Below are 23,684 nucleotides of genomic sequence, written 5' to 3' on the forward strand. Positions count from 1 at the left end.
CGTGACTCCGCAGGGCAGGCATCGCCTAGCCTTGCGGGGCACGTCTGCACGTCCGCACGCCTGGAGGAGCCGCAGTGGCCGACATCATCGTCTTTCATCATGCCCAGGGTCTGACCGACGGCGTCCGGGCCTTCGCGGACACCCTGCGGGAGGCCGGCCACCGGGTCACGGTGCCGGACCTGTACGACGGCGCCACGTTCGCGACGCTCGAGGAGGGCATCGACCACGCGGACGAGGTGGGGTTCGGCGTGGTCATCGAGCGGGCGCTGGCAGCCGTCGACGAGCTGCCCAGCGCGCTCGTCTACGTCGGGTTCTCCCTCGGCGTGCTGCCCGCGCAGTCGCTCGTCCAGAACCGGCCGGGCGCGCGCGGCGGCGTGTTCTTCCACTCCGCCGTCTCGCCCGCGGACATGGGCGAGCCGTGGCCCGCCGGTGTCCCCGCACAGATCCACGCCATGGAGGACGACGAGCTGTTCGTCGAGGAGGGCGACCTGGACGCCGCGCGCGAGCTGGCCCGGATCGACGGCGTCGAGCTCTACCTCTACGACGGGGACGCGCACCTGTTCATGGACGCCAGCCTGGCGGAGTACGACGAGACGGCGGCGGCGCTCGCCACGCAGCGAGTCCTGGACTTCGTCGCGAGCCTGGGCTAAGTCACCCGTAGAACGGCCCACGCGACGGGGACGTCATGACTACGATCCCGACAATGGGGTCAAAGCTGACGGCCGGCGTCCTGGTGGGCGCGCTCGTCGTCGTGGGTGCGGGCACCTACGTGGCGACGACGGTGCTCGGGTCCGACTCGGTGAGCGAGGGCAATGCCGCGGCCGATCGTCTCGCGGCCGGTCGCAGCACCGACGTGGCTCGCGCGCTGACCCCGCCCGACACCGAGAAGTACTCCGGCGCGCAGCTCGTGGCTGCGGCGCTGGCCGCGGCGTCCTCGAAGACCGACCTGCTCCCGGCCGCGCCGTCGGACGGCACGGGGACGGTCACGGCCGTCGCCGTCGCCTGGAACGGCAGCACGGCGGTCACCGGCGGTGCCCGGGTGACGGTCCGGATCGATGCGCACGTGGTCGCGCACTCCGGCGGTCTGCTGGGGCTCGAGAGCACGTCGGACGGGAAGGGGCAGCGCTGCTTCGTCTACGCGCTGCGCGACGGGGCCGTGAGCGCGGTCCGTGTGATCCGGTGCCCGCCCGCGTCCGAGGCGATGAAGCTGCCGAAGCCGGCGGCGCTGTCCAGGGCCAGCACCTGAGGGCTACCGGTCGCGCAGCTGCCACATCGCGTCGAGCAGCACCCGGTTGAAAGCGACGGGCGCGTGCGAGTTCACGTCGTGCCCCGCCCCGCGCACCACCGTGAGCCGGCTGGCGGGCAGGGCGCGTCGGTAGCGCCGCTCATCGAGCCGCAGCGGGTCGCGGCGGCCGTTGACGAGCCAGACGGGCACCTCGAGGCGACGCACCTCGTCGAGCGACGAGTAGCCGGCGAGGGCGTCGAGCATGTCCGTCACGACGTGCCACGTCCCGCCCGTCCCGGCGACGAGACGCGACACGTGACCGTACGCGCGCAGCGGCTTGCCGCGGAGCTGCGTCGAGCAGCCGGCCAGCACGACACCCGCCACGGCCTCGCGGCGGCTCCCCGTGTAGGCGAGACTCACGTAGCCGCCGAGGGACAGCCCGACGAGCAGCGGGCGCTCGTCGCAGTCGTCGACCGCCCGGTCGATCGTGTCGAGCGCGCCCGGCAGCGTGAAGCGTTCGTCGGCCCGGGTGCCGTGGCCCGGGAGGTCGAGGGCCAGCGTGCGATGCCCGGCCCGGCGCAGTGCCGCGACCTGCGGCGCCCAGATGGTCCCGGACGTGCGCGTGCCGTGGACCAGCACGATCGGACGACGGTTCACGGCACGCTCCAGCGGGACGGGGGAGACCGGAACAGTAGGCCGCGAACCTGTGCCGCGCCCGCCGGGCGTGGTGGTGACGAGACGTGCATCACACCGCCCAACGACTGGACCACCTGACGCACACAGGCATCCGTGGCCTAGTTTGAGCGCGTGACAGCACCGCTTCCCCCCCGCGACTTCCCTCGGGTCCGCGCGAGCCACGAGGTCCCCGAGCCGCTGCGCAACGATGTGCGTGCCCTGGGCGAGTTCCTGGGCCGCGTCCTGGCCGAGGCGGGCGGCGACGATCTGCTCGCCGACGTCGAGGCCCTGCGCGAGCTCGCCATCCACGCCCACTCCGACCCGACGAGCGACGCGCTCGCGCAGGCCGAGGAGCTGGTGTCCGGCTTCAGCCTGGAGCGTGCCGAGCAGGTGGCGCGGGCCTTCACCTGCTACTTCCACCTGGCGAACATCGCCGAGGAGAACCACCGGATCCGCGTCCTGCGGGACCGCGAGGCCCACGTCGAGCCCCTCGCTCTTGCGCCCGACGACTCCCTGCCGGCTGCTGTGCTCAAGGTGACCGAGGAGCTGGGCCAGGACGAGGCGCGTCGGCGCCTCCAGGAGGTCGAGTTCCGGCCCGTGCTGACCGCGCACCCGACCGAGGCCCGTCGTCGTGCCGTCTCGCGCTCGATCCGGCGGATCGCCGAGCTGCTGGCCGAGCGCGACGCCGAGACGATCGGCGGCATGTCGCTCGCCGAGAACGAGCGGCGTCTGCTGTCGGAGATCGAGACCCTGTGGCGCACGGCGCCGCTGCGCCAGTCCAAGCCGACCGTGCTCGACGAGGTCCGCACCGTCCTCGCCGTGTTCGAGTCCACGCTCTCCGACGTGTTCCCGGCGGTCTACCGCCGCCTGGACGACTGGGTCCTGGGCGAGGCGGCCGGCACCGAGGCACCGGCCGTGCGGCCGTTCGCGCGCCTCGGCTCGTGGATCGGTGGTGACCGCGACGGCAACCCGAACGTGACCGCCGAGGTCACGCGAGCCAGTGCCCTGCTGCTCTCGGACCAGGTGCTCACGGCGCTCGAGGCGTCGGCCGTGCGGACGGCGCAGGGCCTCACGCTCGACGCGTCCGGCACCCCCGCGTCCGCCGAGCTGGGCTCGCTGTGGCAGCGTCAGCGCACGCTGTCCGAGGAGATCACGGCCCGCATCGCGGCCGACGCCCCCAACGAACCCCACCGCCGCGTCGTCCTCGTGATCGCCGCGCGCATCGCCGCCACCCGCACCCGGGACGCTGACCTCGCGTACAGCGGGCCCGACGAGCTCGAGGCCGACCTGCGCGTGGTGCAGTCCTCGCTCGAGGCAGCCGGCGCACGCCGCTCCGCGTTCGGTGACGTGCAGCGCCTGCTGTGGCAGGTCGAGTCGTTCGGCTTCCACCTGGCCGAGCTCGAGATCCGTCAGCACTCGCAGGTCCACGAGGCCGCGCTGGCAGACCTCGAGAAGAACGGCGTGGACGGCAAGCTCGAGGAGCGCACGATCGAGGTGCTCGACACGTTCCGGGCGCTCGGTCACGTGCAGCGCCGGTTCGGCCTGCGCGCCGCGCGCCGCTACATCGTGTCGTTCACGCAGAAGCCGGAGCACCTGGCGGCCGTCTACCAGCTGGCCGAGTACGCGTTCGCGGGAACCGACGACGCGCCCGTCATCGACGCGATCCCGTTGTTCGAGACCTTCGCGGACCTCGAGGCGAGCGTGGAGATCCTCGAGGCCATGCTCGAGCTCGACATCGTGCAGCGCCGGTTGGCCGAGAACGGTCGTCGGGTCGAGGTCATGCTCGGCTACTCGGACTCGTCGAAGGACGTCGGCCCGGTCTCGGCGACGCTCGCGCTCGACACGGCCCAGGCGCGCATCACGGACTGGGCCCGGCGTCACGACATCGTGCTCACGCTCTTCCACGGCCGTGGTGGCGCGCTCGGGCGCGGCGGCGGCCCCGCCAACCGTGCCGTCCTGGCGCAGCCGCCGGGTTCGGTGGACGGACGCTTCAAGCTCACCGAGCAGGGCGAGGTCATCTTCGCCCGCTACGGCGACCCCGTCATCGCGGCCCGCCACATCGAGCAGGTCGTCGCCGCGACGCTGCTCGCGGGCACGCCGTCGGTCGAGAAGCGCAACGCGGACGCGACCGCCCGGTTCGCCGAGCTCGCGTCCCGCCTCGACGAGGCGTCGCGCACACGGTTCCACGAGCTGGTGCGTGCCGACGGCTTCCCGCAGTGGTTCGCCGAGGTCACGCCGATGGAGGAGATCGGGCTGCTGCACATCGGGTCGCGGCCCGCGCGCCGCGGCCTGTCGGTGTCGTCTCTCGACGACCTGCGCGCGATCCCGTGGGTGTTCTCCTGGACCCAGGCGCGCATCAACCTGGCCGGCTGGTACGGCCTGGGCACCGCGCTGGAGAAGGTCGGCGACCTGGTCGAGCTGCGCGCGGCGTACGAGCAGTGGCCGCTGTTCGCGACCATGATCGACAACGTCGAGATGTCGCTGGCCAAGACGGACGAGCGGATCGCGGCGCGCTACCTGGCGCTCGGTGACCGCGACGACCTGGCCGACGCCGTCCTCACCGAGCTGCGGCTGACGCGGCGCTGGGTGCTGGCGATCACGGACTCCGACGCCGTGCTGTCCCGCAAGCGGATCCTGGGCCGTGCCGTGCAGCTGCGCAGCCCGTACGTCGACGCGCTCTCCCTCCTGCAGCTGCGCGCGCTGCGCGGCCTGCGCACGGGGGAGGCGCCGGAGCAGGACGACGACCTGCGCCGGCTGCTCCTTCTCACCGTCAACGGCGTCGCGGCCGGCCTGCAGAACACGGGCTGATCCAGCGCCGACACGCACGAGGGCGCCCACCGGAATCGGTGGGCGCCCTCGTGCTGTCCGGCCCGGAGCCGGCGACCGGGTCAGGGCGTCAGCGGGACGAATCCGAGGTGTAGCGCACCTGGCTGCGGGCGCCGCTCGGTGCACCGCTCGGCCGCCCGGCGCGACGTCCGGTGCCCCCGCGACGCGGCGAGCCGGCCGGCTGGGCCGTGCGCCCCTGCGCCTGGTCGCCGCGACCGCCACGGGTCTGACCGGCGGCCGCGGGCTGCCCGCCCCGTGCCTGGCGCGTGCTGGGCTGTCCCGTGCGCGTCTGGCCGGTCGTGGCCGGGGTCGTGCCGGTGGTCGAACCGCCACGACGGCGGCTGCGGCTGCGACCCGAACCGGCAGGCTTGCCGGCGGCTGCTGCCGGCGCGGGTGCGGCCGGAGCCACGTACGGGGCGACCTCGCCGACGAGGGCCGAGAGCGCCGCGTCGTCGGGCCGCACGGAGCGCGGCTGCGCGGTGATCTTCGCGGCGCGCGTCAGGGCGCGGACGTCGCCGCGCTGCTCGGGCAGGACGAGCGTGACGACGTCGCCGCCGGACCCTGCACGCGCGGTGCGGCCCGAGCGGTGCAGGTACGCCTTGTGCTCGGCCGGCGGGTCGACGTGCACGACCAGCTCGACCTCGTCGACGTGGATGCCGCGTGCGGCGATGTCGGTGGCGACCAGCACCTTCGCGGCGCCGGTCGAGAACGCCTCGAGGTTGCGCTCGCGCGCGCCCTGACCCAGGTTGCCGTGCAGGTCCACGGCGGGGATGCCGTCGGCCGTCAACTGCTTGGCCAGCTTCTTGGCCTGGTGCTTGGTCCGCATGAACAGCACCCGGCGGCCTGTGCCGGAGGCGAGGTGGTGGACGATGCGCTTCTTGTCCTCGACGTCGCGGACCTCGAAGAAGTGGTGCGTCATGGTCTGCACCGGCGACGCGGCGCTGTCCACCGAGTGCGTCACGGGGGAGTGCAGGTAGCGCTTGACCAGCTGGTCGACCCCGTTGTCGAGGGTCGCGGAGAACAGCATGCGCTGGCCGACCTTCGGGGTCTTGTCCATGATCCGCTTGACGCCGGGCAGGAAGCCCAGGTCGGCCATGTGGTCGGCCTCGTCGAGCACGGTGATCTCGACGCCGTCGAGCGTCAGCAGCTTCTGGTTGAGCAGGTCCTCGAGGCGGCCGGGGCAGGCGACGACGATGTCGACGCCCTTGTCGAGCGCGGTGACCTGGCGGGACTGGGCGACCCCGCCGAAGATCGTCGTGGTGCTCAGGCCCATGGCCGCGGCCAGCGGCGCGACGGTCGCGTCGATCTGGTTGGCGAGCTCACGCGTCGGGCACAGCACGAGCGCGCGGGGTCGTCGGCTCGCCGTCCGGGTGCGTGACGCCGCGAGGCGCGCGACGAGGGGGAGGGCGAAGGCGATGGTCTTGCCGGAGCCGGTCCGGCCGCGGCCGAGCACGTCGGTGCCGGCCAGCGAGTCGGGCAGGGTCGCGGTCTGGATGGGGAAGGGGGCCGTGATGCCCTGGTCCGTCAGGGTGCGGACGAGGGCAGCGGGCACGCCGAGATCGGCGAAGGTGGTCACGAAGGGGCCTCTCGGGGCTGGGGATGGATCGCCGCGCAAGCTTCCGAGACGGGCTCGGGCGATCTCCACGACGCGGGGCGCTCGCGTGGTCGCGGCACTCCCGGACCTCCACCTTCTCACATTGGCCGGTGCGTCCGGCCTCAAGGTGAGCAACGACACGACCCCGCGCGCCTACGCTGGGTGGGTGAGCGACACCGGCTACGGCGACTTCGAGTTCGAGCGGCGCTTCTGGGTGCGCGAGCTCCCGGTCGACCTCCTCGACGGGGCGCCCACCCTCATCGTGCAGAGCTACTACCTGGCCGACGAGGGCTTCGCGATCCGGCTGCGTGCGCAGACGTCCGGCGGGTCACCCGCGCTGGACCCGACGCTCGAACCGCTGGCGGTGCTCGACGCCTACGCGGACCTGGTCGACTTCTGCGCGATCACGCTCAAGGGACCCATGAACGCCGGGACCCGCTACGAGGCCGAGCGCGAGGTCGACGTCGCGGTCGGCATCGAGATGATCCGCCGCGGCGGGTCGCGGATCGTCAAGACGCGGCACTCGTCATGGCTCGGGTCCGACGGCTGGGTGATCGACACGTTCGGCGGCGCCAACGCCCCCCTCGTCGTCGCCGAGGTGGAGCGTGGGGGACCGGTCACCGACCTGCAGATCCCGGCGTTCTGCGTCACCGAGCTCACCGAGGACCCACGGTTCTCCAACGACGCGCTCGCCCGCACCCCCTACGGCGGCTGGGCGCGGCAGTTCGAGGACGAGCTCACGGCGCGCGGGCCGCGCTTCCTGCACGGGCTGGGCCACAACCACCTCGAGGGGCGCACCGACCCACGGTGACCGCGTGCCGGACGGAGGTGCCGGGCTCGATCTGCCGGTGCCGCGACCAGGCGGTTTCGCCGTCGGTGCGCCACCTGCCTACAGTGGCCTGCCCGCGAGCCCTGGGGAGGACCCGTGCGACCTGTTCGACGCCTGCTGCCCGGTCGTCCGCCCGTCTGTCGACCCGGCCGGTCGCCCGCGAGGAGCGCGGTGGCCGCGGTGGCGATCGCCCTGCTGGCCGGATGCACCGCGGGGTCCGGGCCTGACCCGACGGACAGCGCTCTGGCCGGTGCGTCCTCGGAGTCGTCGACGACCGGCGTGCCGCGGCCGGAGGCGTCGCCGGCGGCTCCGAGCTCGTCGAGCAGCCCGTCCACGAGCCCGTCGCCCAGCCCGTCCGGCCCGCCCCGCGCGGTCACGCGGGCCCCGCAGGCGTCCGCGACTGTCCTGCCTGCGAGTCCCGGCGCGGCCGCGCTCGCCGCGTCGCGGGCGGTGTTCGCGTCGTCACCCGTCGTGGTGGTCGTCGGCGCGGACGACGCTGCGGGCCAGCTCACCGCGGCGAGTGTCGCGGCGGGTCTGGGCGCGCCCGTCCTGCTGACCGGCACGGGCGTCCCCGACGCGGCGGGAGAGATCGCGCGGCTGGGTGCGACGAGCGTGGTGCGGGTCGGCGACGCGGACGTCGACGGTCTCGGCGTCGGCGTCGTCGACGTGCCGGTCGGGGCGGACGCGACCCGGCTCGAGGCGGCGACGGGCGCACTGGCGGTCAGGCCGTCCCCGGCCGAGGGCACGGTGGCGCTCGTCGGAGCCGGCACGGTCCCGTTGGCGGCGCTCGCGACGCTGCGGGCGGCCGGGGTGGCGACCATCGCCTGCCCGAGCGGCGACCCGCGGACCACGGCAGCGTCGGTCGCGGCTCTCGCGGACGCGTCCCCGAACGCCGTCGTCGCGCTCGGCAAGGGCTTCGGCAGCGCAGGTCTGCTCGCAGGTCGCGTGGCCTCGGCGAAGACCGGGGCGCAGCTGCCGGGCGGCGGTCAGCTGATCTTCCCCGAGGGCACCGGAGTGCGCGGCAAGCGGTACGTCGCCCTCTACGGGACGCCCGGCAGCAAGGCGTTGGGCGTGCTGGGCGAGCAGTCGGTGCCGAAGACGATGACGCGCGCGGCGTCGACCGCGAAGAAGTACCGCCCGCTCACGTCGGACACCGTCGTGCCGATGGTCGAGGCCATCGCGACGATCGCCGCGGGCTCGAAGGGCGAGGACGGCGACTACTCGCGCGAGCGCTCGGTGGCCGAGCTGCGCCCGCTCGTCGAGGCGGCGCGCGCCAAGGGCGTGGCCGTCGTGCTCGACCTGCAGCCGGGCCGGGCCGACTTCCGCGACCAGGCCAAGCGCTACGCACCGCTGCTGGCGCTGCCGAACGTGGGGCTCGCCCTGGACCCGGAGTGGCGGCTGACCAAGAAGCAGAAGCCGCTGCACCAGATCGGGTCCGTGAGGATCGGCGAGGTGAACGGCGTCGTCGACTGGCTCGCCGACTTCACCGCACAGCGGCACCTTCCGCAGAAGATGCTGGTGCTGCACCAGTTCTCGACGTCGATGATCGCGGGGCGCAGCAAGCTGGACACGACGCGCGACGAGCTGGCGATGGTGATCCACGTCGACGGCCAGGGCTCCCAGCCCGCGAAGGCCGGCACGTGGGCGACGATCCGCAAGGACGCTCCCGACGTGCACTGGGGCTGGAAGAACTTCTACGACGAGGACAAGCCGATGCTCTCGCCGAAGAAGACCTACGCCGTCCACCCCCGACCCGACCTGGTCAGCTACCAGTGACGGTGCGTTCGGAGCGCGAGCGGACTCTACGGGCGCTTAGGGTCGTGTCGTGACCTTTCCTGTGCGCATCGGTGTCCAGCTCCAGCCCCAGCACGCCGACTACGGCCAGATCCGGGACGCGGTGCGCCGCGCCGAGGACGCCGGTGTCGACGTGATCTTCAACTGGGACCACTTCTTCCCGCTCTCGGGCGACCCGGACGGTAAGCACTTCGAGTGCTGGACCATGCTCGGCGCGTGGGCGGAGCAGACCGAGCGCGTACAGATCGGTGCGCTCGTCAGCTGCAACTCCTACCGCAACCCCGAGCTGCTGGCCGACATGGCGCGGACCGTCGACCACATCAGCGGCGGTCGCCTGATCCTCGGCATCGGGGCCGGCTGGTTCGAGAAGGACTACGACCAGTTCGGTTACGAGTTCGGCACCGCCGGCTCGCGCATCGCGGACCTCGCGCAGGCGATGCCGCGGATCCGCGCGCGCTGGGCCGCGTCGAACCCGGTCCCGACGCGCGAGATCCCCGTGATGATCGGCGGCGGCGGTGAGCGCAAGACCCTGCGCGTCGTCGCCGAGCACGCCGACGTGTGGCACTCGTTCGGGGACGTCGACACGCTCGTCCGCAAGAGCGGCATCCTCGATGAGCACGGCTCCGACGTGGGCCGGGACACGGCGAGCCTCGTCGAGCGCTCGGTCGGGGTCTCGCGGCCTCCGGCCGAGGTCGCCGACGACCTGATCGCCGCCGGTGCGACGCTCTTCACGATCGGCACCTCCGGCCCGGACTACGACCTGAGCCTCGTGGAGCAGTGGGTGGCCTGGCGGGACGAGCGCGCGTAGGTGCATTCCCGCAAGGAGCGACGCACCGCGACCGATGGTGCGACGAGCACGCAGACGCCCCCCGCCGCGCGACGGCGGTGGTGGCCTCGCGTGCTGCTCGTCGTCGTCGGCGTGCTGGCCAGCATCGTGTTCGGCGTCGTCACGGCGTCCGTCGAGAGCAGCCTGGGGCCGCACGAGGCACGCTACGACGTGACCGCGGACTCGACCGTGACCGTCGATCTGGGACCGCTCGGCGAGCTCCTCATCGACTCGCCCCTGCCCCTGGGCCTCGGCGTCACCATCACGGTGCACGAGATCCCCGCGAGCTTCGTCCAGCTCGACCAGGCCACGACACTCAGCGGACTCTCGGAGGACCTCGACCGGTACGTCCAGTTCTTCTCCGCGCCCCAGACGACGATCTCCGACGTCACGCGGGCGCTCCTGATCGACGCAGGTGTCCGGGCCGTCACGGCGTTCGCGCTGCTGGTCGTCGCGTGGTCGCTGCTCGTCGTGCTGCTCGGGCGCGCGCGACGGGAGGAGCTCGCCCACCGGCTGCGCCCCCACGAGCGGCAGGTCGCACTGGGTTCCGTGCTCGCCCTCCTCCTCCTGGTGGTGGTCGCGCCGCAGGTGGACGAGGGGGAGGACTCCACGGCGGTCGCGTCGCCGGTGTTCGACGGCACGCCGCTCGAAGGCGCCCAGGTCACCGGGCGTCTGGGCGGTGTCATCGACACGTACGGTGCCTCGGCGCTCGCGACGTACCGCGACTCGCAGGCGTTCTACGAGAAGGCCGACACCGCGTTGAAGGAGCAGTGGGACGCGACGTCGTCGGCCGTGGCGCTGGCGGGCCGGCTCGCCGCGCCCGGCGGCGGCGCGCCCACCGGCGTCGCGGCGTCCGCACCCGACCTCCTGACGGTCGTCGTCATGTCCGACCTGCACTGCAACGTCGGCATGGCCCCGCTCGTCACGACGCTCGTGAAGCGCTCCGGCGCGTCGCTCGTGCTCGACGCCGGTGACACGACGATGAACGGCACGGCCGTCGAGCAGTACTGCGTGAGCACCTTCGCGAAGGCCGTCCCGAAGGGCGTCGACCTCGTCGTGTCGCCCGGCAACCACGACTCCGCGGACACGTCGGCCAAGTACGCCAAGGCCGGCGCCCGCGTGCTGCACGGCGAGGTCACGACCGTCGACGGCCTGCGGATCCTGGGCGACCGCGATCCCAACGAGACGCGCGCCGGGCAGGGGACGAGCGCGGGGCAGCGCACGGAGGCCGAGGAAGGTGCGGACCTCGCCGCCACCGCGTGCGACGACGACGACGGCGTCGACCTGCTGCTGATCCACACCCCGTGGGTGGGCGACCCGACGCTGGACCAGGGGTGCGCCCCCGCCCAGATCTCTGGCCACCTGCACAAGCGTGTCGGCCCCGCCCAGGTGGGTCAGGGCATCCGGTACGTGAGCTCGAGCAGTGCGGGCGCCACGCTGGGTCAGCCGACCGTGGGCAAGCTGCACGGGACCGCCGAGCTGACCGTGCTGCACTGGAACCCGCAGACGCGCCGGTTCGTCGACTACCAGGTGGTGCAGATCGACACCGACGCCACCGCCCACGTGCTGTGGCCCCGCCCCTGGCCCGTCGCCGTGCCCGTCGTCGAGCCCGACGTGCTGGCGCCGGGCGTGCTGGGTCCGCAGCCGACGGTGGGACCAACCAGCCCTACGACGCCCAGCCCGACCCCGTCAGCCGCCCCGAGCGACCTCGCGACCGCGGACTGAGGCAGGGAATCTCGGCTTCACCCGTGTGAATCCGGCGAACCGGGTTTACGGTGATGAAGCGCGCACACCGGGCACGGTTCGCCCGCGTGCGCCGCAGGCTGGGGGGTCAGCGTGAAGCAAGGGTCGGTGCGGGTCCGCGGTGCGGTCGCGCTCGCGCTCGCGGCGGTGCTGTCCGGAGCGGGGCTGGCAGCCTCGCCCGCGCAGGCGGCGGCCGACGACGACGAGCTCACCGCGGGTCAGCAGCTGAAACCCTCGCAGTCCCTGGTCTCGGCGGACGGCGGCCAGGTGGCCGTGGTTCAGAAGACCGGAGAGCTCGCCCTGTACGAGGTGGGCGGCGACCTGCGCTGGACCAGCGGCCCCGGGGTGAAGGGATCGCGCCTCGTCGTGCGCTCGACGGGTGACGTCGCGCTCGTCGCGCCCGACGGGACCGTCGGCTGGCACACGGGGACGAAGGGCATCAAGGGCGCGCGGCTGGTGGTGCAGGACGACGGGGACCTCGTCGTGCGGGACACGAAGGGCACGGTGCAGTGGTCCGCGGGCACGGCGACGCCGCCCACGATGCTGAACGCGGGGGAGAAGCTCGAGCCGGGCAAGGTGCTGTCCTCGCAGGACGGGCGCAGCACGCTCGTCATGGGCGAGGACGGCGACCTGCAGCTCCTGGGTCCGGACGCGCGGCCGCGCTGGTCGACGGACACCGACCGCGCGGGCTCGTCGCTGGTGCTCTCGGAGCAGGGCGACCTCGCGGTGCGGACGGAGGCAGGGTACGTCCGCTGGCACACCGGGACGTGGGGGCACGAGGACGCGACCCTCGTGCTCCAGGACGACGGCGACCTGCAGCTCCTGGACCCTGACGGGACCGTGCTGTGGAGCACGGGCACAGCGCTGGGTGAGCCGGAGCTGGCGGCCGGCAAGCGGCTGGTCGCCGGGGAGCGGCTCGACTCGCCGGACGGCCGCGTGAGCCTGCTGGTCGACGAGGACGGTCTACGGCTCGAGATCGACGGGCGGGCGGTGTGGGCCGTGCTGCCCGCCTACCCGGACGCCGAGCTGCGGCTGTCGCTCGGGAAGTCGGGGAACCTGGTGCTCAAGGGCACCGACGGTGCCATCTACTGGACCTCGGAGACGGTGAGCAAGGGGGCGACGCTCGCGGTGGACGCCGGCGGGCTGGTGCTGCGGGCTGCGAACGGCGAGGAGCTCTGGCGCGCCGACGTGCCGCCGGGCGCGCTCGGCGCCCCCGTCACGAGCGACTGCTCGACGGTCGTCGCGCCGGTCCCGCTCGAGGCGACCGCGCTGACGAGCACCGGGATCCGCCTGAACCCGTGCCTGGTGACGGCCGTCGAGGCCCTGCAGGCGGCGGCGAAGGCCGACGGCATCGACCTGAGCGGCTGGGGCTGGCGCAGCAACGAGCAGCAGCGCGCGCTGCGGGCGCGCAACTGCACCGCGTCGGGCTGCCGTCCGGCGACCGCCACGCCGGGCACGTCCCGGCACGAGCGCGGGCTCGCGATCGACTTCACCGTGAACGGGCACGTCATCACCGCAGGGTCGGCGGCGTGGACGTGGATGGTGCGCAACGCCCCGACGTACGGGCTGAAGAACCTGCCCGGTGAGCCGTGGCACTGGAGCGTCGACGGTTGGTGAGCGCGGGCCTCTAGGCTGGGCGCCGTGAGTGCTGACGACGTGACCGCCGGGCCCGCGGGCTCCGCGGCCGCCTCCTTCGGCGGCGCCGACGCACTGAGCGCGGTGAGCCAGGACTACCTCAAGGTCATCTGGGCGGCGACCGAGTGGGAGGACCGGCCGGTCACCACCAAGCTGCTCGCGGGCCGGCTGGGCGTGGGGGCGTCGACGGTGTCCGAGACGGTGCGCCGTCTGGCTGACTCGGGGCTCGTCACGCACGAGCCGTACGGTGCCGTCGGCCTGACGGAGCACGGACGGCTGCTCGCACTCGCGATGGTGCGTCGGCACCGGTTGGTCGAGACCTTCCTGGTCCAGGTCCTGGGCTACGGGTGGGACGAGGTGCACGACGAGGCGGAGGTGCTCGAGCACGCGGTGTCCGACGTGTTCGTCGAGCGGCTCGCGGCGCACCTGGGCCACCCGACGCGGGACCCGCACGGCGATCCCATCCCCGGGGTGGACGGCACGTTCGCCCCGCCGCCCGCGACCTCCCTGTGGCAGGCGTCGGCGGGGCACTGGCAGGTGGCGCGGATCTCCGACGCCGATCCCGAGCTGCTGCGGCACGTCGAGGCCGTGGGCCTGGTGCTCGACGCACCGGTCGAGGTCGTGGCCCGCCGCGAGGCGATCGGCCTGGTCTCGCTGCTCGTCGGGCCGGAGCGTGCGTCGACGGAGCTCGGCGAGGTCGCGGCGCGCTCGATCTGGCTCGTCGCGGCGGACTGACCTAGGCTGAGCCCATCCACCGGAGTCCACACCGTCGTCCTCCGCCGCCGGATCGAATCGATACGACCTTGGAGAGACGCATGCTTCCGCTGCCCGCCGGCAAGGCCCGCGCCGCGCTGTTCGCGCTCGCGCTGGGCGGCTTCGGCATCGGCACCACCGAGTTCGCGACCATGGGTCTGCTGCCGGAGATCGCCGACGACCTCGGCATCTCGATCCCGGTGGCCGGGTACGCCATCACGGCCTACGCGCTCGGTGTCGTCGTCGGTGCGCCCACGCTTGCCGCGCTGGGTGCCCGCATGGACCGCCGCCGCCTGCTGATCTGGCTCATGGTGGCATTCACCTGCGCGAACGTGCTCTCTGCGTTCGCCCCCAGCGCGTCGACCCTCGTCGCCGCGCGCTTCCTGGCCGGTCTGCCGCACGGTGCCTTCTTCGGCGTCGGGGCGGTGATGGGGACCGCGGTCGTCGGGCAGGCGCGCCGTGGCCGGGCGGTCTCGTCGATGATGGCCGGCCTGACCATCGCGTGCGCCATCGGCGTGCCGCTCACCGCGATCGTCGGGCACGCCGCCGGGTGGCGGTGGTCGTTCGTCGGCGTGGGTGTCATCGGGCTCGCGACCCTGCTGGCGCTGCGCGCCTGGACGCCGCCGCTCTCCCCGCACGAGGGCGCCACCGTACGCACCGAGCTGGCGGCACTGCGCAACCGCCGCCTGTGGATCGCGTTCGGCGCGGGCGCGATCGGGTTCGGCGGGATGTTCGCCGTCTACTCCTACGTCAAGCCGCTGCTCACCGACGCGGCCGGCGTCGACGTCGCCGTGGTCCCCGTCGTCCTGGCGCTGTACGGGCTTGGCATGACGGCGGGCACGCTCATCGGCGGCCGGCTCGCCGACCGGTCCGTCTACCGCACCGTCATCGTCGGCATGGTGTCGACCATCGCCGTGCTCGTCGCGATCGGCGTCGTGGGCCACCAACCGGTGGCCGTCGTCGTCGCGCTCGTGCTGCTGGGCGTGACCTCGCAGATCCTGGGTCTGTCCCTGCAGACGCGGCTCATGGACGTCTCGCCCGCGGCGCCGTCACTCGGCGCCGCGCTGTGCCACTCCGCCCTCAACCTGGGCAACGCGACGGGTGCGTTCCTGGGCGGGCTGGTGATCGAGGCAGGCCTGGGCTACCTCGCGCCCGCGTGGGTCGGGGCGGGGCTGACCGCGCTGGGGCTGCTGGCCATGCTCACGGTGGGCCGCGCCGGGCCCGAGCCGGTCGCCCCCGCCGCCGTCCCGGAGCACGTCGACGACGTGCCCGACCGTCCTGGCGACCTCACGGCGGCCGGTAAACTCGGCAGGTGACTTCGCAGGACACCCCCGCCCCCGCCCACGCCGGACCCCCGACGGCCTCGGACGACGTGCCGTTCCGGTACACGGCCGCGCTCGCGCAGGACATCGAGCTGCGCTGGCAGGACGCGTGGCAGGAGCGCGGCACGTTCTACGCCGCCAACCCGACGGGTGCGCTCACGGACGGCGACGGGCGGCACGCGCAGCCGTCGGCCAAGCCCTTCTTCGTGATGGACATGTTCCCGTACCCGTCGGGCGCGGGTCTGCACATCGGTCACCCGCTCGGGTACATCGCCACCGACGTGGTCGCGCGCTTCCGCCGCATGCAGGGCGACAACGTGCTGCACGCGCTCGGGTTCGACGCGTTCGGCCTGCCCGCCGAGCAGTACGCCGTGCAGACGGGGCAGCACCCGCGCACCACCACCGAGGCCAACATCGCGATCATGCAGCGCCAGCTGCGTCGCCTGGGGCTGGCGCACGACCCGCGCCGGTCGTTCGCGACGATCGACCCCGAGTACGTGCGCTGGACGCAGTGGATCTTCCTGCAGATCTTCGACTCCTGGTACGACGAGGACGCGGTGCGGGCCGACGGCGGCCGTGGTGCCGCACGCCCCGTCGCGGAGCTCGAGGCCGCCTACGCCGCGGGCCGCGCGCTGCCGGAGGTCGACGGGATCGCAGCCGGGTCCGCGTGGGCGGACCTGGACGCCGTCCAGCGTCGCCGCGTCGTCGACTCCCAGCGCCTCGCCTACGTCTCCGAGACGCCCGTGAACTGGTGCCCGGGCCTGGGCACGGTGCTGGCCAACGAGGAGGTCACGTCGGAAGGGCGCTCCGAGCGTGGCAACTTCCCGGTCTTCCAGCGCAGCCTGCGCCAGTGGAACATGCGGATCACGGCCTACGCGGACCGGCTGACCGACGACCTGGAGCACATCGACTGGCCCGAGAAGGTCAAGTCGATGCAGCGGCACTGGATCGGCCGCTCGTCAGGCGCCCGCGTGCGCTTCGCGGTGGTGGGCGGCGACGCCGTCGAGGTCTTCACCACCCGTCCGGACACGCTGTTCGGCGCCACGTTCATGGTGGTCGCCCCCGAGCACCCGCTGCTCGACGAGGTGCCCGCGGCCTGGCCCGACGGCACGCGCGACGCCTGGACCGGTGGCCACGCAACCCCGTCCGAGGCGGTCGCCGCGTACCGGGCCGAGGCCGGCGCCAAGACCGCCGTCGAGCGTCAGGCCGACGCGGGCCGCAAGACCGGCGTCTTCACCGGCCACCTGGCCGCCAACCCCGTCAACGGCGACCTGCTGCCCGTGTTCACCGCGGACTACGTCCTCATGGGCTACGGCACGGGCGCCATCATGGCCGTCCCCGGCGGCGACGAGCGCGACTTCGCGTTCGCGCAGGCCTACGAGCTGCCCGTGGTCTACACGGTCGACGCGCCGGACGGCGCGCCCGAGGGTGCCCGCACGGGAGCCGGTCCTGTCATCAACTCGTCGAACGACGCCCTGAGCCTGGACGGGCTGGCCGTGCCGGAGGCGAAGACCGCGATGATCGCGTGGCTGGCCGAGCGTGGCGTGGGCGAGGAGACCATCACCTACCGCCTGCGCGACTGGCTGTTCAGCCGGCAGCGCTACTGGGGCGAGCCGTTCCCGATCGTCTACGACGAGAACGACCTGCCCATCGCGCTGCCCGCGGACGCGCTGCCTGTCAACCTGCCCGACGTGCCGGACTACTCGCCGCGCACGTTCGACCCGCAGGACGCCCACTCGTCGCCCGAGCCGCCGCTGGGCCGCAACGAGGACTGGGTCAACGTCACCCTGGACCTGGGCGAAGGCCCGAAGGTCTACCGGCGCGACACCAACACCATGCCCAACTGGGCCGGGTCGTGCTGGTACTACCTGCGCTACCTCGACCCGACCAGCGACGTCACCCTCGTCGACCCGGCACTCGAGCAGTACTGGATGGGCCCGGGCCACGGCTCGCAGCCCGAGGGCTCGATCGGCGGCGTCGACCTGTACGTGGGCGGCGTCGAGCACGCCGTGCTGCACCTGCTGTACGCGCGCTTCTGGCACAAGGTGCTGTTCGACCTGGGCCACGTGTCCTCCGGCGAGCCCTTCCACAAGCTCTTCAACCAGGGCTACATCCAGGCGTACGCCTACACGGACGCCCGCGGTGTGCACGTGCCGGCGGCCGAGGTGGTCGAGGACGAGTCGTCGGCGACCGGGTTCAGCTGGAACGGCGAGGCCGTCAACCGTGAGTACGGCAAGATGGGCAAGTCGCTGAAGAACATGGTGACCCCCGACGAGATGTACGCGGAGTACGGCGCGGACACCCTGCGCGTGTACGAGATGTCGATGGGCCCGCTGGACCTGTCGCGTCCGTGGGAGACGCGGGCCGTGGTCGGGTCGCAGCGCTTCCTGCAGCGGCTGTGGCGCAACGTCGTCTCCGAGACCGACGGCTCGCTGGTCGTCACGGACGACGCGCCCGACGACGCGACGCTGCGCGTGCTGCACCGCACCATCGCCGACGTGGGTGTCGACATGGCCGCGATGCGCGTCAACACCGCGATCGCCAAGCTCATCGTGCTGAACAACCACCTGACGACGTTGCCGGCGGCGCCGCGCTCGGCCGTCGAGGCGCTGGTCCTGATGACGTCTCCCGTCGCGCCGCACGTCGCCGAGGAGCTGTGGTCGCGGCTGGGCCACGAGCGTTCGCTCGCGCACGAGCCGTTCCCGGTGGCCGACGAGGCGTACCTCGTCGAGGAGACCGTGACCTGCGTGCTCCAGGTGCAGGGCAAGGTGCGCGGCCGCGTCGAGGTCGCGCCCGACGTCAGCGACGATGCGCTGCGTGAGCTCGCGCTCGCCGACGCCGGTGTGCAGCGCGCCCTGGACGGCCGGGACGTGCGGACCGTGATCGTGCGCGCGCCCAAGCTCGTCAACGTGGTGCCGGCCTGAGCCGCGACCGCGGGTCCGCGGCCGCCTCGCCGGCGGTCGCGATCGTCACCGACTCGACGGCGTCCTTCCCTCCCGGCGTCGCCGAGCGCTGGGGGATCGGCGTGGTGCCGCTCGACGTCGTGGTGGACGGCGAGCGGTTCGCCGAGGGCGTCGACCTGTCTCCCGAGGGGCTGCTCGACGCGCTCACGGGCAACGCGGACGTGAGCACGTCCCAGCCGTCGCCCGCCGCGTTCGACGCCGCCTACGCGCGCGCCGCCGCGAGCGGGGCGACCGCCGTCGTCTCCGTGCACCTGTCCGGCCAGATGTCGGGGACGGTGCAGGCCGCGCGGCTCGCCGCGACCACCGCGCCCGTGCCGGTGCACGTGGTGGACTCCGGCACGGTCGGCATGGCGCTCGGCTTCGCGGTTCTCGAGGCCGCGCGCGTCGCGTCCGGCGGTCTCCCGGTGCCCGCGACGCTCGTCGCCCCGGTCCCGCCCGCCCCGCCCGCGGAGGGCAGGCGGTGGTTCCGACGCCGCGTCGAGGCGGCCCCGCTGCCACCGGTCGACGACGTCGTCGCGGCCGCCGACCGTGGCGCGGCCGCGTCGCGCGCGTGGTTCCTCGTCGACTCGCTCGACCACCTGCGCCGCGGTGGCCGGCTCAGTGCGCCGGCCGCGGCGCTCGGGATCGTCCTGGGGCTGCGCCCGCTGCTGACGATCGCGGACGGGTCCGTGGTCGTCGCCGAGAAGGTGCGCACCCGTCGGGCCGCTCGTGACCGCCTGCAGGCCGTGGTGCTGGACGACATCAAGGCACGCCCCGCCGCGCGGGCCGCGGTCCACCACCTGGGCCAGCCCGACCTCGCCCGCACGATGGCCGACCAGCTGGCCGCCTGGGCGGGGGAGCGACTCGTCGAGGTCGTGGTCTGCGAGTCGAGCGCCGTGCTCGCCGCGCACGCCGGACCGGGGCTCCTGGCCGTCGTCGTCACCGACGCCTGACGGAGGCGTCGCCGCAGGCGGGCCGAGCCGACCACAGGCACGTGCCGCGGACGGGCGGTCCACAGTCCCGTGCCCCGGCGCGACGGGCTCCGGGAGGACGCACCTAACGTCGCGGGGTGCCCCGTCGACCTGTCCCGCCGACCAGCGACAGTGCACGGCTCGACGCGCTGCTCGCGCAGCGGACCGGGCCCGCCGCGCCCCCTCGGTCGCAGTCGGCGAGATCCTGGGTTCCTGCGCCGCCCGAGCCGAGCGTCCCGCCCGGTCCCGACGAGCCCCCCGACGACGACTGGCGCGTCCCCGACTGGATCCGGCAGGCCGGCGCCGCGCGTACAGCGCCTCCCGCAGCGCCTCCGGCTGCGTTGCCTGCCGTGCCGCCTGCTGCGTCGCCCGTGGTGTCGACGGCGCGCCCACCCTCCGCTGGACCACCCGCCCCCGAGCCTCCGGTGGTGCCGAGCAGCACGGGCCCTCGGGATGGTCGCGTCGCGACCGCCGACGCCATGGGGACCGTGCGCGACGGCTACGTGGCGGTGCACGGCGACCCGCTGGCGCGGAGCGCGGCGCCGCGGCGTCGTGTGCGATGGAGGGTCTCGTGGCGAGCCGCGGCGGCCGGGGCGCTCGCGTTGGCGCTGGTGGGCGGCGCGGTGGCGGTCCGCGCGGCGTCCGTGCGGGCCGGGGAGGCCGTCACCCTGCCCGTCCCGGCACCCGAGGGCACACCGGCGTCCATGTCCACCGTGGCGCCGGTCGTCGATGCGACCGCGGGCGCGAGCGCCGGACCGGCTGGCGGTGCGACCCCCGTCCCGCGGACCGCCGCCGGGCAACCGCCCGTGGTCGTCCACGTGGTCGGCGCCGTCCGTCACGAAGGGCTCCAGCGGATGCCGCCCGGGAGCCGCGTCGCCGACGCGATCGACGCCGCCGGAGGTGCGACGTCGTCGGCGGACCTCGACGCGGTGAACCTCGCCCGGGTCCTGGTCGACGGCGAGCAGGTGGTGGTCCCACGCAAGGGCGAGAGCGAGCAGGGTGCTGGGTCCGACGAGCAGGGGGCGGCGCCGAGCACCCCAGGGGCACCCCCCGGGACCACCGCCGGCTCGGGTGCTGGAACGGCCGCCGTGGTGGACCTCAACACCGCGGACGCTGCGACCCTGGACGGGTTGCCGGGTGTCGGACCGGTCCTGGCGGGCCGCATCGTCGACTACCGCCGCGAGCACCCGTTCGCGAGCATCGACCAGCTCGAGGACGTCCCGGGGATCGGTCCCGCGACGATGACCAGGCTGCGCGACCTGGTGCGGGTGTGAACCTCCCGGGGGTGCGCGGCGCGGGGGAGAGCGACCTGTCATCGCCGCCCGAGCGAGGACTCGAGGTGCTCGACCTGCGCCTGGCACCGTCTGCGGCCGTCGCCTGGCTCGCAGCGATGCTCGTGGTGCGCGTCCCGGCGCCGTGCGGGCTGGTCGCGGCGCTCGTGTGTGCGTCGACGGCGGGCGTGGTGCTGGGGGTCAGAGCCCGCACGTCGACGATCACGCCCACGGTGGCGCTCGCGCTGCTGGTCGCGGCGATCACCGCCGGCACCGGTGCGGCGCAGGTCGCCTCGCGCGAGTCCGGTCGCTGGGCGGACCGGGTCGGCGCCGAGGTGGCGGTCACGGGCGTCGTCAGCGGTGACCCGACGGCCCTGCCTGCCGCCTGGCCCGGCGCGCCCGCGCGTGCGTCGTGGCTGCTCACGGTGGAGTCGGTGGCGCCGGTCCAGGACACGGCCGCAGCGCAGCGGGCCCACGCTCCGGTGCGGGTCCTGGGACCGGCGGGCGGCGGCGCGTTCCTCGGCGCCCGGGTCGCGCTGGTCGGGGTGCTGCGTGACACCCCGCGAGGAGAACGGGCGGTCGCCCTGCTGATCGCGGACCGCCCGGTGCGCGTCCTGGCCCGCGCCGGACCCTGGTGGCGGGCCGGTGAGCCGATCCGCACGGCCGAGCAGCGCCTGGCGCAGTCGCTGACGGGCGACGCACGCGCGCTGCTCCCCGGCGTGACCGTGGGCGACACGTCGAGCGTGCCGCCGGACCTGACGGACGCCTTGCGGGTCGCCGGGCTCACCCACCTGACCGCGGTGTCCGGCGCCCACTTCTCCCTCGTGGCGATGCTCGCGCTCGCCGGTGCGGGCCTGGCGCGGGTGCCACGCCGCGCCCGGGCACCGGTCGTCCTCGCCGCGATGGTGGCCATGGTGCTCGTCGTGCACCCGTCGCCCAGCGTGCTCCGCGCGGCCGTGATGGGCCTCGTCGGTGTGTGGGCGCTGCTGCTCGACCGGCCCGCGCGGGCTCCTGCCGCGCTGGCAGCGTCGGTCGTCGTGCTGCTGGTGATCGACCCGTGGCTGGCGGGGGAGGTGGGGTTCGCGCTGTCGGTGCTGGCCACGGCCGGGATCGTCGTCGTCGCGCAACCGCTCGCGGTCCGCTGGTCGCGCTGGGGCCGGCGGACGGCCACGGTCCTGGCGGTCCCCGTCGCCGCGCAGCTCCTGTGCGCGCCGGTGATCGTGCTGCTGAACCCGACGCTGTCGCTCTACGCGGTCCCCGCGAACCTCGTCGCGGGGCCCGCCGTCGCACCGGCGACCGTCCTCGGCCTCGGCGCGGGTGTCGTGGAGCCCTGGTGCCACCCGCTCGCTCAGGCGCTGGCCTGGGCTGCGGGTGGGGCGTGCTGGTGGATCGGTGCGGTCGCCCGGTGCGCTGCGGCGCTGCCCGGCGCCAGGACGGCGTGGCTGCCCGGCGTGGTGGGTGCGGCGGTCCTCGCGATCGCCGGGGTCTGCGTCGCTCGCCTGCTGCTGCGGCCGCGTCGATGATCGCGGCACGGCCCACGGGCCCGGGCGGTCGATGGTGTCGGTGGCGTCGGGCAGACTGTGCGGGTGCCTCCCGCTCCTCGCCGCTCATCCGCCCGCTCCGGCCGCAGCGTGGGCACGGAGGGGGTCTCGTGGGAGCAGGCCGAGCTCGAGCCGGTCGTGCTCGTGCGCGGAGCTGAAGGTCTGCTCGCGGACCGGGCGGTCGAGCGCCTCGTCGGGCTCGCGCGTCAGGGCGACCCGGCCGTCGAGGTGACCCGCCTGGACGCGGCCGAGTACACCGCGGGGGAGCTCGGGGTCCTGACCAGCCCGTCGCTGTTCGCCGAGGACAAGGTCGTGGTCGTCGACGGCGTCGAACGCGGCACGGAGGAGCTGATGGCCGACGCGATCGCCTACGTGGCGTCGCCGGCCGACGGCGTCGTCGTGATCCTGCGCCACGCCTCGGGCCAGCGTGGCAAGAAGCTGCTCGACACGCTCAAGGCCGCCAAGGTGCCCACGGTGGCGTGCGACCCCGTGACGTCGGACTCGGACAAGACGTCGTTCGCGAGCGCTGAGCTGCGGCGGGCGGGCCGTCGTGCGGACGCCGCGGCGATCCGCGCGCTGGTCGACGCGGTGGGGAGCGACCTGCGCGAGCTGGCATCCGCCTGCGCGCAGCTCGTCGCCGACACGACCGGCGTGATCGGCCCGGACGTCGTCGAGCGGTACTACGGCGGTCGCATCGAGGCCACCGGCTTCCGGGTGGCCGACGCCGCCGTGGCCGGCCAGGCAGGGCAGGCCGTCGCGCTCCTGCGGCACGCCATGGCGACGGGGGTCGATCCCGTGCCCGTCGTCGCAGCGCTCGCGATGAAGCTGCGCACTCTGGCCAAGGTGGGCGCGGTCCGCAGCCGTGGTCAGGGCGCGCTGCGCGAGCTGGGCCTGGCGCCGTGGCAGGTGGACCGTGCGATGTCCGAGCTGCGGCGCTGGACGCCGGAGGGGCTCGCGACGGCCATCAACGCCGTCGCTCAGGCGGACGCGGAGGTCAAGGGCGAGAGCCGCGACGCGCAGTTCGCGGTGGAGCGTGCCGTGCTGCGGGTGGCGCAGGCCTCGGGCGTCTGACGGGGGCTATCGATCGGTCGGTTGGAGCGTCGTCGCCGGTCCCAGGGCGTCGCCCTGCAGCAGGTCGAAGCCCAGGTCGAGGCAGGTCTCGACGAGACGGGCGTCGCTGACCCGCTCCGCCACCAGCAGCGCGTCGTGCTGCCGGGCCATGTCGATGAGCGCGGACCCGTGCCGCACGAGCTCGCGGCAGTCGATCTTGACGAAGTCGGCGTAGGGGAGCATCGCGACCTGGTGGGCCTCGGCCGCGAAGTCGTCGACCGCCAGCTGATAGCCCTGGGCCCGGAGCGCGTGCAGCCCCGACAGCACGCCCGCGTCGGCCGGCACGCTCTCGACGACCTCGAGCACCAGGTCGTCGCCCGGCTCCGGCAACGGCAGGTCGTGGACGACGAAGGCACGGGTCACGTTGACGAACGCGCGCCCCTCCCGCAGGTACGGGGCGCCGTCGGCCAGTGCGCGCAGGACCGAGGCCGTCGCGCGGTCCTGCCGATCCTCGTGCCAGAGGTCGACCCCGACGGCGCTGCCGTCGTGGGCGCGGTACAGGAGCTCGTGCGCGAACAACTCACCGTCGCGGGTCCAGATCGGCTGGCGCGCGACCGGTGGCGGCGCGGAGAGCCGGTGCCGGCTGGTGGAGGAGCTCACGATGACTGAGAGCGTCGCCCGGCGTGG

At 74.1% G+C, this 23,684-nt stretch carries 18 protein-coding genes; 15 read left to right on the top strand and 3 right to left on the bottom strand.

Translation table 11 applies throughout. The features are described 5' to 3' along the window. Positions 1-44: 44 nt before the first annotated feature. Together IC607_RS05420 and IC607_RS05425 are read left to right on the top strand one after the other, a co-directional pair. Entirely contained in the window at positions 45-650 is a 606-nt protein-coding gene (locus IC607_RS05420; RefSeq protein WP_191787016.1) for a dienelactone hydrolase family protein, read from the top strand. Positions 651-703: 53 nt separating this feature from the next. Further along, a complete protein-coding gene (locus IC607_RS05425; RefSeq protein WP_191785994.1) occupies positions 704-1,246 on the top strand; it encodes a hypothetical protein in 543 nt (180 codons plus the stop codon). Between the two features lie 3 nt (positions 1,247-1,249). Here IC607_RS05425 and IC607_RS05430 read toward each other — a convergent pair whose 3' ends face one another. Next, complete coding sequence (locus IC607_RS05430) at positions 1,250-1,882, bottom strand: alpha/beta fold hydrolase (protein WP_370526028.1); 633 nt, start codon at positions 1,880-1,882, stop codon at positions 1,250-1,252. Positions 1,883-2,032: 150 nt separating this feature from the next. Between IC607_RS05430 and IC607_RS05435 the strand changes: the two genes are divergently transcribed. Then, positions 2,033-4,708, top strand: coding sequence for a phosphoenolpyruvate carboxylase (locus IC607_RS05435; RefSeq protein ID WP_191785995.1), 2,676 nt, complete (start codon positions 2,033-2,035; stop codon positions 4,706-4,708). An 88-nt stretch (positions 4,709-4,796) separates the two neighbouring features. Here IC607_RS05435 and IC607_RS05440 read toward each other — a convergent pair whose 3' ends face one another. After that, positions 4,797-6,302, bottom strand: a complete 1,506-nt coding sequence (locus IC607_RS05440; RefSeq protein WP_191785996.1) for a DEAD/DEAH box helicase — start codon at positions 6,300-6,302, stop codon at positions 4,797-4,799. A gap of 184 nt (positions 6,303-6,486) precedes the next feature. Here IC607_RS05440 and IC607_RS05445 point away from each other — a divergent pair, with 184 nt between their 5' ends. The 12 genes from IC607_RS05445 to holA all read left to right on the top strand — a co-directional run bounded on the left by IC607_RS05445 (position 6,487) and on the right by holA (position 23,018). Continuing rightward, positions 6,487-7,131: a hypothetical protein gene (locus IC607_RS05445; RefSeq protein ID WP_191785997.1), complete on the top strand. Its 645-nt coding sequence runs from the start codon at positions 6,487-6,489 to the stop codon at positions 7,129-7,131. A 189-nt stretch (positions 7,132-7,320) separates the two neighbouring features. Next, positions 7,321-8,925 (top strand): hypothetical protein, encoded by a 1,605-nt coding sequence (locus IC607_RS05450; protein WP_191785998.1) that lies wholly within the window; start codon positions 7,321-7,323, stop codon positions 8,923-8,925. Positions 8,926-8,974: 49 nt separating this feature from the next. After that, positions 8,975-9,751 carry an LLM class F420-dependent oxidoreductase gene (locus IC607_RS05455; protein WP_191785999.1) on the top strand — a complete coding sequence of 259 codons (777 nt, stop codon included), beginning with the start codon at positions 8,975-8,977 and terminating at the stop codon, positions 9,749-9,751. Next, on the top strand, positions 9,752-11,494 hold the full coding sequence (locus tag IC607_RS05460) for a metallophosphoesterase (protein WP_370526029.1): 1,743 nt from the start codon (positions 9,752-9,754) through the stop codon (positions 11,492-11,494). Positions 11,495-11,605: 111 nt separating this feature from the next. Beyond that, entirely contained in the window at positions 11,606-13,129 is a 1,524-nt protein-coding gene (locus IC607_RS05465; protein ID WP_191786000.1) for a D-alanyl-D-alanine carboxypeptidase family protein, read from the top strand. Positions 13,130-13,222: 93 nt separating this feature from the next. After that, positions 13,223-13,882, top strand: coding sequence for a metal-dependent transcriptional regulator (locus tag IC607_RS05470; RefSeq protein ID WP_191787019.1), 660 nt, complete (start codon positions 13,223-13,225; stop codon positions 13,880-13,882). Positions 13,883-13,962: 80 nt separating this feature from the next. Further along, entirely contained in the window at positions 13,963-15,216 is a 1,254-nt protein-coding gene (locus IC607_RS05475) for an MFS transporter (protein WP_191786001.1), read from the top strand. Further along, entirely contained in the window at positions 15,213-18,146 is a 2,934-nt protein-coding gene (leuS, locus tag IC607_RS05480) for a leucine--tRNA ligase (protein ID WP_191786002.1), read from the top strand. The genes IC607_RS05475 and leuS overlap by 4 nt, the downstream gene beginning before the upstream one ends. A 41-nt stretch (positions 18,147-18,187) precedes the next feature. Next, positions 18,188-19,117 (top strand): DegV family protein, encoded by a 930-nt coding sequence (locus tag IC607_RS05485; protein ID WP_191787020.1) that lies wholly within the window; start codon positions 18,188-18,190, stop codon positions 19,115-19,117. A 446-nt stretch (positions 19,118-19,563) separates the two neighbouring features. Beyond that, a complete protein-coding gene (locus tag IC607_RS05490; protein ID WP_370526030.1) occupies positions 19,564-20,409 on the top strand; it encodes a ComEA family DNA-binding protein in 846 nt (281 codons plus the stop codon). After that, the gene (locus IC607_RS05495; protein WP_191786003.1) at positions 20,406-21,929 is read left to right on the top strand and encodes a ComEC/Rec2 family competence protein; all 1,524 of its coding nucleotides are present in this window, start codon (positions 20,406-20,408) and stop codon (positions 21,927-21,929) included. Before IC607_RS05490 ends, IC607_RS05495 begins: the two co-directional genes overlap by 4 nt. Before the next feature lie 63 nt (positions 21,930-21,992). Then, positions 21,993-23,018 carry a DNA polymerase III subunit delta gene (gene holA / locus IC607_RS05500; RefSeq protein WP_370526031.1) on the top strand — a complete coding sequence of 342 codons (1,026 nt, stop codon included), beginning with the start codon at positions 21,993-21,995 and terminating at the stop codon, positions 23,016-23,018. Between the two features lie 6 nt (positions 23,019-23,024). On the opposite strand, the gene IC607_RS17790 is transcribed toward holA, so the two are convergent. After that, positions 23,025-23,657, bottom strand: coding sequence for an EAL domain-containing protein (locus IC607_RS17790; RefSeq protein ID WP_191786004.1), 633 nt, complete (start codon positions 23,655-23,657; stop codon positions 23,025-23,027). Positions 23,658-23,684: the final 27 nt, after the last annotated feature.

This window comes from Cellulomonas sp. JH27-2, from assembly GCF_014837175.1.
Classification (GTDB): Bacteria; Actinomycetota; Actinomycetes; order Actinomycetales; family Cellulomonadaceae; genus Cellulomonas.